The 13,290-nt window shown below is 40.6% G+C and carries 12 protein-coding genes; 7 read left to right on the top strand and 5 right to left on the bottom strand.

What is annotated here, in order from left to right; genetic code table 11:
- Positions 1-195 (top strand): hypothetical protein, encoded by a 195-nt coding sequence (locus H6G57_RS13920; RefSeq protein ID WP_072719183.1) that lies wholly within the window; start codon positions 1-3, stop codon positions 193-195.
- Positions 196-201: 6 nt separating this feature from the next.
- Here the strand turns inward: H6G57_RS13920 and H6G57_RS13915 are convergent, their stop codons facing one another.
- The gene (locus H6G57_RS13915; RefSeq protein WP_190519468.1) at positions 202-1,242 is read right to left on the bottom strand and encodes a diguanylate cyclase domain-containing protein; all 1,041 of its coding nucleotides are present in this window, start codon (positions 1,240-1,242) and stop codon (positions 202-204) included.
- Between the two features lie 236 nt (positions 1,243-1,478).
- Here H6G57_RS13915 and H6G57_RS13910 point away from each other — a divergent pair, with 236 nt between their 5' ends.
- Positions 1,479-2,807: a lipid-A-disaccharide synthase-related protein gene (locus H6G57_RS13910; RefSeq protein ID WP_190519466.1), complete on the top strand. Its 1,329-nt coding sequence runs from the start codon at positions 1,479-1,481 to the stop codon at positions 2,805-2,807.
- Here the strand turns inward: H6G57_RS13910 and murQ are convergent.
- Positions 2,797-3,711: an N-acetylmuramic acid 6-phosphate etherase gene (gene murQ, locus H6G57_RS13905; RefSeq protein ID WP_190519464.1), complete on the bottom strand. Its 915-nt coding sequence runs from the start codon at positions 3,709-3,711 to the stop codon at positions 2,797-2,799. The two genes, H6G57_RS13910 and murQ, sit on opposite strands and share 11 nt — an antisense overlap.
- A gap of 379 nt (positions 3,712-4,090) precedes the next feature.
- On the opposite strand from murQ, the gene H6G57_RS13900 reads away from it, so the two are divergent.
- The 3 genes from H6G57_RS13900 to H6G57_RS13890 all read left to right on the top strand — a co-directional run bounded on the left by H6G57_RS13900 (position 4,091) and on the right by H6G57_RS13890 (position 7,385).
- The gene (locus H6G57_RS13900) at positions 4,091-5,551 is read left to right on the top strand and encodes a hypothetical protein (RefSeq protein ID WP_190519463.1); all 1,461 of its coding nucleotides are present in this window, start codon (positions 4,091-4,093) and stop codon (positions 5,549-5,551) included.
- Positions 5,552-5,808: 257 nt separating this feature from the next.
- A complete protein-coding gene (locus tag H6G57_RS13895) occupies positions 5,809-6,633 on the top strand; it encodes a SirB1 family protein (protein WP_190519461.1) in 825 nt (274 codons plus the stop codon).
- Between the two features lie 110 nt (positions 6,634-6,743).
- The gene (locus H6G57_RS13890) at positions 6,744-7,385 is read left to right on the top strand and encodes an alpha/beta hydrolase (protein WP_190519459.1); all 642 of its coding nucleotides are present in this window, start codon (positions 6,744-6,746) and stop codon (positions 7,383-7,385) included.
- Positions 7,386-7,511: 126 nt separating this feature from the next.
- Here the strand turns inward: H6G57_RS13890 and H6G57_RS13885 are convergent, their stop codons facing one another.
- Entirely contained in the window at positions 7,512-7,961 is a 450-nt protein-coding gene (locus H6G57_RS13885) for an SRPBCC family protein (protein WP_190519457.1), read from the bottom strand.
- 307 nt (positions 7,962-8,268) lie between these two features.
- On the opposite strand from H6G57_RS13885, the gene H6G57_RS13880 reads away from it, so the two are divergent.
- Entirely contained in the window at positions 8,269-9,930 is a 1,662-nt protein-coding gene (locus H6G57_RS13880; protein ID WP_190519456.1) for a mechanosensitive ion channel, read from the top strand.
- A gap of 232 nt (positions 9,931-10,162) precedes the next feature.
- Entirely contained in the window at positions 10,163-10,450 is a 288-nt protein-coding gene (locus H6G57_RS13875) for a hypothetical protein (protein WP_190519454.1), read from the top strand.
- On the opposite strand, the gene H6G57_RS13870 is transcribed toward H6G57_RS13875, so the two are convergent.
- Together H6G57_RS13870 and pap are read right to left on the bottom strand one after the other, a co-directional pair.
- Positions 10,447-11,433, bottom strand: a complete 987-nt coding sequence (locus tag H6G57_RS13870) for a YdcF family protein (RefSeq protein ID WP_190519452.1) — start codon at positions 11,431-11,433, stop codon at positions 10,447-10,449. The two genes, H6G57_RS13875 and H6G57_RS13870, sit on opposite strands and share 4 nt — an antisense overlap.
- A 212-nt stretch (positions 11,434-11,645) precedes the next feature.
- Positions 11,646-13,133, bottom strand: coding sequence for a polyphosphate:AMP phosphotransferase (gene pap, locus H6G57_RS13865; RefSeq protein WP_190519450.1), 1,488 nt, complete (start codon positions 13,131-13,133; stop codon positions 11,646-11,648).
- Positions 13,134-13,290: the final 157 nt, after the last annotated feature.

Below are 13,290 nucleotides of genomic sequence, written 5' to 3'. Positions count from 1 at the left end.
ATGAAAAATATTCTTGTTGTTTTAGGACTGGTTGCTTCCACAAGTTTTACCATGTTCTCCATTTCTTCTGCTCATGCAGTCCCGTCCAAATCCGAGGTCAATAAAACGACCATCGAGCGTTGGACAACAAATGATTACAAGGGAAAAAATGAGGATGGGGAAGCCGAAGACATCGATACGAAAAAAGCTAAATAAACACCCCTAACGCCAACTTACTCCTACGCCAATGCGATCGCAACCTTGCCGTTTGGCTTCCTGTAGAGCCTCCTCAGCAACGGTGATTAAGGGATCTGGAGGTAAGTCAGGCAGAGGAATTGCCGTTGCCACCCCTAAACTAAGCGTCAGGTAGGAACTAATCTGGGATTTAGGGTGGGAAATTTCAAGCTGCTTAATTTTAGCTCGAATCAGCTTGGCAACTTCTATCGCCCCCGAACTGCCCGTATGGGGTAACAAGATGGCAAATTCTTCCCCACTATAACGAGCGACTAAATCCGCCGGACGCTTAATGCAAGTGCTCATCGTTTGAGCAAGGGTTTGTAAACAGATATCTCCCTGATAATATCCATAAGCTTCGTTATAACCTTGAAACCCATCCACATCCCCAATAATTAGGGATAAGGGTATTTTTTCGCGGGCTAAACGTTGCCATTCTCTGAATAAATATTCATCAAAATAAGGACGGTTTGCTAATTGTGTTAAGGAGTCAAACCGACTCAAATGCTTTAACTGTTCCGTTGTCGTTTGTAACTGTTGGTTAATTTGTTCAAGTTGTTGTTCTGCTTTCTGACGAGCCGAAATTTCTTGCTTTAACTGAAGTCTGGACTGTTCCATAGCCTTCTGATTCTGACCATCATGCCAAATATTTCTAATTCTTAGAATAACTTCTTCAGGATAAAAAGGTTTTCTAATTGAGTCACAATGAAAGCTGGGTTCTAACGGAAGGAAACGGCTCTGTTCAGGAGAGGAAATTAAGAAAACAATAATAATATTCTGGCATTGATTATGATAAAGCTTTAAAAAGATATCCAGACAAAATTCTTGATTTTGATACTCTAAATAATCTAAAAAAACAATATCAGGTAGCTTAAAGTTTAACTCTTTTAATGCCACAGATCCATTGAAGGCAGTTCTAATAAAATACCCTTGTTCCCCTAAAATTTGAGATAGATGTTGTACATCCTGGTCATGGGAATCAATAATTAAGCAATCTAATAAAGGAGATAGGGGAGGTGGCAAAATCATAAGTTTCATCAAATAAAATAGAGTTCAACAACAGGATTGATTCAGATTCAGCCACTGCTTCTTCTTCAATACTCATGAACTCTTCAATGATCCAAAACTCCCTGATTCACACTCAAGATGACACCCACAAACCCAGGATCAGGGAAAATGTTCAAGTTAATCTTGATTGTACTCTTTCCTTGATCATAGACCTCTTACTGTTAATCTAACGAAACAGTGTGTGAGGAAAATAGACCATGACGGTTAAAATTCTATCTTTGAGTAATGGTCATGGGGAGGATGCGATCGCAGTTCGGATTTTACGAGAACTTCAGCAACAACCCCACCCCCTAGAATTAGCCGCTTTACCCCTGGTGGGACTGGGACAAGCCTATGGTCAACTGGACAATGTACCGATTATTGGCCCGGTAAAATCTCTCCCTTCTGGGGGATTTATTTATATGGATCAAGATCAACTTTGGCGAGATCTCCAAGCCGGGTTATTTCCGTTAATTCTCCAGCAATATCAAACCCTTCGTCAGTGGGTCAAACAAGGGGGATTTATTCTCGCCGTTGGGGATATTGTTCCTTTGTTTTTGGCTTGGTTGAGTGGTGCTAATTATGTTTTTGTGGGGACAGCAAAATCGGACTATTATCTGCGGGATGAACAGGGACAGTTACCCTTAACTCAAATGTGGCAATGGTATCGCTATTTTGATTCGATTTATTTTCCTTGGGAATGTTGGTTAATGAAAAATTCTCGCTGTCGAGGGGTATTTCCCAGAGATACATTAACGACTCAAACGTTACAGAAATATTCTATTCCCGCCCTTGATTTTGGAAATCCCATGATGGATGATTTAGAACCCATAACAACTCGTTTTCATCAACCCCATCTTGAACAGGAAGAAAGACAGCGATCGCTGGTAATTATTTTACTTCCCGGTTCTCGTCCTCCCGAAGTTTATCACAATTGGGACTTAATTTTACAGGGGGTTCACAATATTATTCAAGAGTTTACTGATCCGAATCAAGGTTTAATGGTTTTACCCGGAAATCATGTCCTTAGCTATCAACGGTTAGTGTTTCTAGCTGCGATTTCTCCTGGTTTAGAGTTATTATCCTTTTGTGAACCTCTTACGGCTTTAGGGTGGCAAGAAAGCCCGGATATTCCCCTGTCTGATATTAACTTTTCTTGGGCTCATGGAGAATTAATTTTTTCTTTGCAAAAAGTAACATTAATCTTAACCAATCAAGCCTTTAATGAGTGTTTAAGGTTAGGAGATGTTGCCCTGGCAATGGCGGGAACTGCGACAGAACAGTTTGTCGGTTTAGGGAAACCTGCGATCGCAATTCCCGGTACAGGGCCACAATTTACCCCAACCTTTGCTGATAATCAACACCGTCTATTAGGGCCATCCTTAATTGTTGGGCAAAATCCCACAGAAATTCCTGAAATCTTGCGATCGCTGCTTCGCAACCCGGATCGATTACAATTAATCGCAGAAAATGGCAAACGTCGCCTGGGACAGCCAGGAGCGAGTCGTCGCATTGCTGAATATTTATCAACAAATTTTACGGTTTAAGACTTAATACGGCTTGTCTTAATTGTCCTTGATGCTGATCTAATAATTCTTGACTGGATAGGGCATCTAATCCTGTCCACTTCATCAATAACGCCAACTTCACCGATTTTCCACTTTTTTCTAATAAAAATTCGGCTTCTTCTCGATTAATTTCTGTTAAATCCATTAAAATTCTTAAGGCTCGATCTTGTAATTTTTTATTCGTTACTGCCACATCAATCATGCGGTTGCCATAGACTTTTCCTAACTTAACCATGACGCTGGTTGAGAGAATATTTAACGCCATTTTTGTCACGGTTCCAGCTTTTAATCGAGTCGAACCTGCTAAGATTTCTGGCCCTACTAATAAGCGAATATCCACATCCGCTTCAAATTCTACCTGGTCTACGGGAACACAGGCAATAAACACCGTTTTTGCCCCCCGTTGACGGGCAGCTTGTAATGCCCCCTGTACATAAGGTGTCGTTCCTCCGGCCGTAATTCCAACCACCACATCCTTATGAGTAATTTGCCGTAAGGCGATCACATTTGCCCCATCTTCAGCTTGATCTTCCAAATCTTCAGAACTGCGGACTAAAGCTCCCGCCCCTCCCGCAATAATACCCTGCACTAATTCTGGAGGGGTGCAGAAGGTGGGAGGACATTCCGCCGCATCCAAAACCCCTAGACGACCACTGGTTCCCGCGCCAACGTAAAACAGTCGCCCTCCCTGATGCAAGGCGGCAGTGGTCAGATCAATGGCTTGGGCCAATGATTCACGGGAACGGGCGATGGCCAGTAACGTTTGTACATCTTCCCGGTTAAACAAATCGACTAATTCTAAAGAACTAAGTTGATCTAAATTCTGACTACTCGCGTTGATTTGTTCGGTTAATAAATGTCCCCGCGACTCCCACTGTTCCATATTTAACTCAACTTGTATGTAATCTGTATGATTTCCGCTACTCCAATATATCCAATTTTTGTCATCAGGTGATGGTTTTGGTTAACATTGAGTGATCAGCTAAGGGAATAATATCAATTACAGCCTATTTTGCCCTCAGTTTTTTGATAGATTAAGAGCAAAAATCGCTATTATTTAAGACTTGATCAGCAAGACATTAATCAGGGATGCAATCGATCCCTAATCCAGATCAATAGAGTTTCCGATTTAACTGATCATTAATAAAACCTTTTTAAATTAGCAACTTGACGCGATTCTCCATTGCCCTTAATATAAGAAACAATACATTTCACCATGTATTGAGAATAGAAATAAATAAACAAATCAAATAAAAAAAGCCATGTCTGAAGCCGATCTCCCCACTCCTGAATCGTTTGATCAGCCTCCTGAAGCACCTTTATCCGAACCTTTGCCCCCGTCGGAAGAGTTGGTTAGTCCTGCTGTAACCCCCGATGAGGAGTGGGAGACGGTGAACTTTCCTAACACGATTCCCCTGGAGGAATTGTTAACTGAGTTTATCAATCAGTTAGAACAATCGGCAGAAACTGAGGTCAGGGATGAGGATTCAACGGTTCCCGATGGGATTTTCCTAGAGGGTTCCGAGGGAAACGAAATGGCAACGGCGTCCTTAATGTCGGTGGAAGGGGAAACGGAAGATAATCCCGTGCGGGTGGTGCAAATTTTACATCAGTGTAACCAAGATTTAATTAATCGGGTGGCGGAATTAGAAGCAGAATTAGATGAAAATCGGCAGAATCGACAGAATCAAGACACAGAATTGTTGCAACGTACCCAAGAATTAGGGGCAACACAAGATCAAGTTAAACGACTGTTTAAAAAGTTAGAAATTGCCAATCAAGTCATCCGACAACAACAGGTTTTAGTTGAAACCTTAACCCAACAATGGGAATCAACCCAAACTCGATTAGCACAAATGGAACGGGATTGTGCTTTAACGCAACAACGATATAATGAGCAGTTTCATGAGTTAGTTCAAGCCCAAAATATGGGCCGAGAATTGCGATCGCGACTCCATCGTCAACAACGCCAAACCCTACAATTTAAAGTCGCATTAGAACGATGTTTAGAAAATCAAGCTCAATTTGAAACCGGGAAACAAACCTTAGAATCAATTCCCGTAATGACAGAAGAACCTCCCCTATTTTATTCTGCTGGTTTATTAACACCTAAAGCTCCCCCAGTACAACCTTGGTCAGCCTCTAACAATAACCCCATACATCCGATGGAAAATTCGGTTAATTCATCGACTGATTCAGGGAATATAGGTGATCAAACATCCTTAGAATTCGAGATGACGCTTCCGGTGGTTCAGGCTTTATCGGAAGGGTTAGAATCTCTATCTTCTGAGGAAACACCATTGTCTACCCCTGAACCGTTTAAACCCCCTGTAGAATTAACCGTTTCTAACGATGAAATTCCCGTTGAAGACTCTCCCCAACCTCGATTTTTAGAAGGGGAATTAGAACGAATTCGTTTAGAATATGCTTCGTTTATTTCAGAAGATGCGGATTTATTTGTCTTGCCAACGCCATCGGAAACTATGCCGAGGCAACAACAATTGGCTAGATCAATGGGGGAACAATCCTTTAATTTAGAGGTAAAAAAATCTCAATCTACCAGTGCGGTAGCAGTTCAACAACCGGAATCCGAGGAAATTAATACGGCTAATTGGCCAGCCCCATTAATTTATCCCCAACGACGTAAAAAATTAGAGTCCTTAGCCTCAATTCACTTACCGACATTTCCCAAAGAAAATCCCTTCTTAACGGAAGACTTTTAAGGCTCAGTTTAAGATTTTATTCCCAATCACCGTTGTAGGGGTGGCGTACAGTCATCCCTATTCATTTTTAGGGTAAGTATCCAAGAGTCAGGAAGTGAATCTGTCCCCAAAAATTAATAACAATTTATACTGTTTTGATGAACAAGGGTATAAAAGTCTTTCTTTAGATAGATGTGTGTTCTGGATTATAGCTTTACCCGGTAAAATTAAACACAAGTTAGTTAAAACCCCATTAATTTAAAATCCCCTAATAAAATATGAATTATTTACAAGCTAGACAACGCTTTTTTCAAGAAATTCAACAACCGGAGGAACAAATTGATTTAGCAAAAGCGGCTCTTTATATTGCTCAAGAAGAATATCCAGAAATTGAACCGGAAGAATATCTCAATGCTTTAGATACAATGGCTTCGGAAATTTTAGAACGATTACCCCAGGAACGTTATCCTCTGCGGGTGATTCAAACGATCAATCACTATCTCTATGAAGATTTAGGATTTAGGGGGAACAAAAATAACTATTACGATGCCAAAAATAGCTATTTTAATGAAGTCATCAATCGACGAACCGGAATTCCGATAACCCTTTCCCTCGTTTATTTAGAGTTGTGTAAACGCATTGATTTTCCGATGGTAGGGATTGGAATGCCAGGGCATTTTTTAATCCGTCCTGAGTTTGAGGATGCCAAAATTTATGTGGATGCGTTTAACCAGGGAGAAATTTTATTTCCCGAAGATTGTACAACTCGATTAACACAAATTTATCAACAACCTATCGAAATGCAACCCGAATTTTTAGCGGCAGTTAATCCCCGCCAATTTTTAGGTCGGATGTTGATGAATTTGAAAGTTATTTATTTGAATGAAGGCAAAATTGAACAAGCTTTAGGAGTGATTGAACGGATTTTATTGCTGTTTCCAGATTCAGTAAATGAAAAACGCGATCGCGGTATTCTCTACTACCATCAGCAGCAATGGAGAGAAGCACAGCAAGATTTAGAGAATTATTTAGAAATTCTACCAATGGCTCAGGATGCTGCTATAATCCGGCAGATACTGGATCAAATGAGCCAGAATATGTAACAGTTTGAGAAGTCCCCATCTAAGGGAACCTTAAGAGAGGTCAAACAGACCTTTAGAATGGGACAACAAAATGACTGTGTTACTAAATTTTACTTGTGAGGAAGGAACAAATGAGCTTAACATCAGGACGTTGGTTTCAAAAAGTTCGTAACCCCTACCAATTTTTTACTCAGGGTCTATCTAAATATATATCCCTTGCATTAGCAATGATTTTGGGATTAACAATTAGTTTAGGAATATTTGCTCAACCTGCACCTGCTATTGATGAGTTAAGATTAATGTATGGGCCAGCCAATATTTCTTTATCAATTGTCGATTTACAAACCTTTGCTCAAACTGGGGATCAGTCCAATCAACTTCGTTCTTTGGTTACTTTAGCTAAACTGACTCCAGATCAAGTTCAACAATTCCGTCAAGCTCTCAATTACTCTGTTCAAATTCCGACTAATGTGGTCAATGATCTGCTGGACTCCACCTATGGCAGATTAGTAGTAGGAGCTTTTAATCAATTTGTGGCTTCAGGAAGTACCGTTGACGTTGCCGTTGATAAGGTGATTGCTGCATTACGCAATGTAACCCGTGATGGTCAACTCTCAATGTTAGAATTACTTCTCAGCTACCAAGGAGTTAATGCGATTACGATTAATGTTCAAGATTTGATCAACCTCTATAATGATGTTTCTAATTTAGGGGAACAAGCGATCGCTTTCTTGAAAGCTCAACCCGCAGTTCAACAACGCCTTTGCCAATAACTGAACACTTAAATTTATAAACAATAAAGAGGAGTTTTGATCTCAACGATTAAAATTCCTCTTTTCAGTTATCAAGTATCCGCATCATCAAGTATCCGCATCATCAAGTATCCGCATCATCAGTTATCAATTCTTAACTCGTTCAGCGACTTGTTTTAAACGTCTTAATTGAGCTTCCATGTCTGATTTTGTAAGAGCAGCCGCGAAACGATTAAACCCGAATTCAATCAGAGGATTAGGAATTTCAAATTCAAATCGATTTAATAAGCAAGTTCCAGCAATTTCTGGGACACATTCCCAGCGATCGCAGCCTTGAAAATACCCTTCAAATCCCCAAACAATTAACCCCGGTTCCCGTTCTAAAACCACCGTTTTTAACGTTGGTTGTAATAAAGGAAGTTTAATCACAAATCGACAACGACCGCCTACATTTGTATCCCAGATGTCAATCGGTTCACAACGTAACATAGGATTCAACCATTGGTGCATGAGTTCCAACTCGGTAAAACATCGTTCTACAACCGTTGCACTGGCCCGAATTAAAATGGATTGTTCAAAAACTTGACGAGATGGCATGATAACCTTCAAGCTATAGGCAGATTTTTTTCATGTTAAACGTGAAAAAGCCACGCTATTAACGAGGGAATAAGTGGAAAACCCCTAAGAATGTTCATATTTTCCCCTGTTTTCCGCTATTATAACCAGACTTTAAGATGCACCCTTGTTAAAACAGGAGAGCCAGGACTTTGCGAAGAACGGTTTATGTTCCTGTGAGACCAAAAACCTCCACTTTAGGAATTGACAACCGTTCAACTCTACAGAAAGGTCGGGAGAATCACAACCTTGCCGATGTTTGGACATCCAATAAGTAACTGGAACTATTATGAATGGAACATTTTACCGAATAGCACCCTTGGGAACGGAATTATCTTCCTTATCCCCGCTTTATTTGGCTCAGGACAATCCCCTAGCGGTTCCCTTAGACTTAAATAACCTAAAGTTAGGTCAAACTTCCGTAGTGGATATTGCTTTAGCTTGTGGGATTTTATTGGTTGGCTACCTCATCGCCTTATTTGCTCAATCTTTAGTGAAAAGCCTGTTTAAAAAAACAGACTTAGATAACCGAATTGCCGCTTGGGTTTCGGGTTCAACGGCACCAGAAGATAAACTTCCGGTAGAAGATTGGTTGGGGAGTACCATATTCTGGATTATTTTTATCTTTGCAATTGTTGCGTTTTTAGATAAGCTTCAGCTAACCGCAGCATCGACACCCTTAACCAGTTTACTGAACCAAGTTACCAACTATTTACCCCGACTGTTTGGGGCGGCAATTTTAATTGCTATTGCTTGGATTTTAGCAACCATTGCCCGAACTTTATTAATTCGAGTGTTCCGAGCCTTTCGCCTTGATGAACGCTTAAATCAACAAGTGAATGATGCAGCTACGGATCAATTTTCCCTGAGTGAAACTTTAGGAAATGCTCTGTATTGGTTCATCATTCTGTTATTTTTGCCTGCGATTCTCAGCACGCTTCAGTTACAAGGATTATTAGAGCCCGTCCAACAAATGCTCTATCAAATCCTTTCGATTCTCCCGAATATTGTTGCGGCTTTAGTCATTGCAGGTGCGGGTTGGTTAGTCGCTCAAGTGGTAAGTCGAATTGTCACCAATCTTTTGGCGGCGGTTGGCATTGATCAATTTGGCAGTCGTTTAGGTTTAAATCGGCTTACAGGGAATCAAAGATTATCATCCCTGATTGGATTGATTGTCTACATTTTAATTCTGATTCCGACGGCAATTTCTGCCTTACAAACTCTGAAGGTTGAGGCGATTTCGGGGCCAGCTATTTTAATGTTGACGGAAATCTTTAACGCCTTACCCCAAATCTTTTTAGCAATTTCAGTTTTAATTGTTGCTTATTTGATTGGGCGTTTTGTAGCGGATTTAGTCACGAATATTCTAACCAGTATTGGGTTTGATAATATCTTTCGCTGGTTAGGGATTCATTCTTCCCAAACTCCTCTGGTTGAAGAACGTATTATTACGGAAGAAACCATTCCAACGGAACCCACCGTTTCTCCGGTTTCTACCCGCTTACCCCAAAACACACCGTCTGAATTAGCCGGAATTATTGTGTTAGTGGGGATTATGTTGTTTGCGGCCGTCACCGCAACGGATATTTTAGGGTTAGCCGCCTTAACTTTAATTCTCAATCAAATTATCGTGATTGCGGGTAAAGTTTTGATTGGTATTATTGTATTTGCCATTGGTTTGTATTTTGCCAATTTAGCTCATGATTTAATCGAGAGTTCGGGAACTCGTCAATCTAGTCTTTTAGCCCAAGCGGCTCGAATTGCGATTATTATCTTTGTCGGTGCAATGGCGTTACAACAAATGGGAATTGCCAGCGATATTGTCAATTTAGCCTTTGGTTTGTTGTTAGGGGCTGTTGCGGTAGCAATTGCGATCGCCTTTGGTTTAGGGGGACGAGATGTTGCGGGGGAACAACTTCGCAATTTCCTCTCTAAATTCCGCAATGAATAGTTAATCCTGTTTTCTGTTCTCCTAGGTTGGGACGGTTTTTAGCCCGGTTCTGGGGTTAACAGAAATTCCGAAAGCACCCGCCCCTAAACCTTAAAGTGGATTGTTTTTTTAGCCCAGAATTGGGAATGGGCGTTCAAGGGGGTTTAGGTTAGGATTTTGATCCCGAATTCAGGTGAACCGAGTTGTAGTTGATTAGCGAATTGCTCTAAGACTAACAATTCAGGAAAGCACCATGTCTAATCAAGATCATATCGCGGATCAAATTACCTGCAACAGTATTAAACTGCATGGCCCTTTACAGGGGAAAAAGATAGAAGTTAAAGTGGATGTTAAATCCGTTAAAGAGGAACAGAAACCAAAACCTGAGAAAAATTCCGATTGGGAAACTCTAGGATTTTTATTTCTGCTCCTCTTTTTCTTAGTAGCAATGGTAGGAAATTCCGTCGGGTTAGGTTCATCTTCCAGTCCAGCCTCACAGCCGAGTTCTGCTCTTGATCGCGTTCAATATGCTCGGTTTTAAATACTGGGAGCTAACCAACCGCGAATAAAATAATAGAAGGTTAAGAAATATTCATCTAAAACCCGTGTTGTTAATAATAAGGCTTCTGCACTGGGCGCGAAATCTGCCCCAGTAATATGACGAACATATTTTTTCTGATGAATAAAGGTATAAAAATTGGTGGGGGCGGGAATAACTTTAAACCCAACTCTGGCAAAGGTTAAACTCGCCCGACGCATTTCTAAGGCAGATGTGACGAGAATAATCGTTCGACCTAAATGATGTTTCTGCATAATTTGATAAATTTCAACAGCATTATTATAAGTGGTTCCTCCATGAGATTCGAGTAGAATTCGTTCTGCGGGAATTCCCATATAAATTAAAAGTTGTTTAATATCATTAGCTTCAATGATCGGATTAATTAACTCCTGACGAGGCCCTGCACTGACAATAATAAACGGCCCTCGATCTTGTCGAAAAAGTTGGGCTGCGTAGGGAATGCGATCGCCTGTATCTGTTAATTGAATTTGCTTGCGATAGGGTAATTTGGGTTCTGTGGTTCCCCGTCCTAATAAAACAATAGCCCCCGCCCGTTCTCCACAACATAAATCGGTTTGTACGGTTTTTAAGGCAACTTTTTCCACTTGTTGAGCCAGCCAATTCGCAAAGACGGGGGTACTGGCTACAATTAAAATTAATAAAGCGACTAAAATTAAGGTCGGCCCTGGTTTATCGATTTTACCATTTTTAATAAAAATAGAGGCAATTAATAAAAGTAAAATTGATAATCCCAAGGGACGAAAAAAAATTGATAAAATTCCTAATACCACTAAACCGACTTGACTATCGGGTGAAATCAAGGCAGAAACAATTAAGACTAAAACCAGGATGAATAACAACCGACTAATTAAGCTATTATCCTTACCTCCCAAAATTTGCCAGACTTTAAATGCAATGGCTCCTACCAGTAACAGAAATAAAAGTTGAGTCAGGATAATAAACATAGCATTAGAGGAATTTTTATAATAATACCGCTTAACTTGAATCAATCCTTATTAGAACACAGGTTGAGCGTAAAGAGGGTTTGGTTTCCAAACCCCTACAGAACTTTTTCATAAATCATTTAGGATTGCTATAGTCCTACGGATTACAAGTTCCAATTTAACATTCTCCCTCGTCATCAGTTAACGGGGGAGTGTCAAAAATCTTTCGGAAATTAATCCTGTTTTAACCGACGGCGAATTGCCTCAACAACAGTTTCAATGACTTTCACACGGGCATAATATTTATTATTAGCGGCCACTAATGTCCAAGGGCTATGGGGTGTATGGGTGCGTTGAATCATTTGATTAGCGGCTACTTCATACAACGGCCATTTTTCACGGTTGCGCCAATCTTCTTCCGTAAGTTTATGTAATTTATAGGGGTTGTCTTTCCGTTCCTGAAAACGTTTTAATTGTTCTTCTTGATCAATATGTAACCAAAATTTAACTAACACATAGCCCGCACTGGTTAACTGTTCTTCAAATTCATTAATTTCTTGATAAGCTCGTCGCCATTCTAATTCAGTCGCAAAGCCTTCGACTCGTTCTACTAATACTCGACCATACCAACTGCGGTCAAATACTCCTAATTTTCCCCCCGGAGGTAACCAACGCCAAAACCGCCATAAATAATGATGGGCTTTTTCTTCGTCCGTCGGTGCAGCAAAGGTATTTACTTCATAACTACGGGGATCTAAAATATCAGTTAATCGTTTAATTGCTCCTCCTTTACCCGCCGCATCCCAACCTTCAAATAAAGCTAAAACGGGAATTTGTTGGTGATGAAGAGTTTGTTGCAATTGACTTAAATTAACTTGTTGTTGACGTAACTGGATTTTGTAGTTTTCCGAGGATAAGGCGGCATTCAGATTAACCGTAGCTAGGGGGTTAGGTTCTGTGGGTTGTAAACGGTCTTGGGGCGTTGTAAAGGCGGGAGGTAACTGAATATACAAACGGTCTAAGGCTTCTTTAATGGAGGCCACCATTGTTGATAATACCTTTACCCTGGCCCAGCGTTTACAGTCTCCTTCGACTAATATCCAAGGGGCTGAACCTGTCCCGGTATGAATCACCATTTCTTCTGCTAGGGTGCTATAGGTATCATAATTTTTAGCCTGTTTCCAATCTTCAGGACGCACCCGCCAAGCTTCTAACTCATCTTCTGAAGCTGTTTTTAGACGTTTTTTCAGTTCTTTTTTACTCAAATGTATCCAAAATTTCGCCATCACCGCCCCATCATCGACAAGCTGACGTTCAAAGGCGTTAATTTGTCGCATGGCCATGGGGACGTCCGGTGCTTCCAGTCGCCCAAACAACCGATCTTCTAAAAGATGGGTATACCAACTATGATAAAAAATGCCAATAGTGCCTTGAGGAGGTAATTTTTGCCAAAACCGCCACAGAAACGGATAACGGGATTCTTCATGGGTTGGGGGCCAGATGGGATGAACTGTAAACCCCCTTGGATCCATGTATCCCACCATTTTCTTCACGAGTCCGCCCTTGCCCGCCGCTGCCCATCCTTCTAATACAATAATAATCGGTAATTTTTTATCTCGGCAGGTTTGTTGAAGCGATCGCAACTCCTTCATTAAAGCTTCTATCTGAGTTTTATAGCTTTCTTTATCCAGCGATAGCGTCAGGTCAAGGGTATCTAACATTGACTCTTTGATCCTCATGAAGTCCTGATTCAATATTCTAATTCTGATTAGGGCATGACTCAAAAACCTAAATAACTTTTTTAACTTTTGGTTTGAGAACATTCACCGGATTGGGATCACATATTGTATAATTAAAACTCACTCAACTACGGATTAG

Source organism: Planktothrix sp. FACHB-1365 (assembly GCF_014697575.1).
GTDB lineage: Bacteria > Cyanobacteriota > Cyanobacteriia > Cyanobacteriales > Microcoleaceae > Planktothrix.
This window is presented reverse-complemented; position numbering and strand designations above follow the sequence as displayed.

Bases quoted from the DNA above. Each gene is read 5' to 3' on its own strand.
- H6G57_RS13920 (WP_072719183.1), top strand. From the start codon at position 1: ATGAAAAATATTCTTGTTGTTTTAGGACTGGTTGCTTCCACAAGTTTT.
- H6G57_RS13915 (WP_190519468.1), bottom strand. From the start codon at position 1,242: ATGATTTTGCCACCTCCCCTATCTCCTTTATTAGATTGCTTAATTATT.
- H6G57_RS13910 (WP_190519466.1), top strand. From the start codon at position 1,479: ATGACGGTTAAAATTCTATCTTTGAGTAATGGTCATGGGGAGGATGCG.
- murQ (WP_190519464.1), bottom strand. From the start codon at position 3,711: ATGGAACAGTGGGAGTCGCGGGGACATTTATTAACCGAACAAATCAAC.
- H6G57_RS13900 (WP_190519463.1), top strand. From the start codon at position 4,091: ATGTCTGAAGCCGATCTCCCCACTCCTGAATCGTTTGATCAGCCTCCT.
- H6G57_RS13895 (WP_190519461.1), top strand. From the start codon at position 5,809: ATGAATTATTTACAAGCTAGACAACGCTTTTTTCAAGAAATTCAACAA.
- H6G57_RS13890 (WP_190519459.1), top strand. From the start codon at position 6,744: ATGAGCTTAACATCAGGACGTTGGTTTCAAAAAGTTCGTAACCCCTAC.
- H6G57_RS13885 (WP_190519457.1), bottom strand. From the start codon at position 7,961: ATGCCATCTCGTCAAGTTTTTGAACAATCCATTTTAATTCGGGCCAGT.
- H6G57_RS13880 (WP_190519456.1), top strand. From the start codon at position 8,269: ATGAATGGAACATTTTACCGAATAGCACCCTTGGGAACGGAATTATCT.
- H6G57_RS13875 (WP_190519454.1), top strand. From the start codon at position 10,163: ATGTCTAATCAAGATCATATCGCGGATCAAATTACCTGCAACAGTATT.
- H6G57_RS13870 (WP_190519452.1), bottom strand. From the start codon at position 11,433: ATGTTTATTATCCTGACTCAACTTTTATTTCTGTTACTGGTAGGAGCC.
- pap (WP_190519450.1), bottom strand. From the start codon at position 13,133: ATGTTAGATACCCTTGACCTGACGCTATCGCTGGATAAAGAAAGCTAT.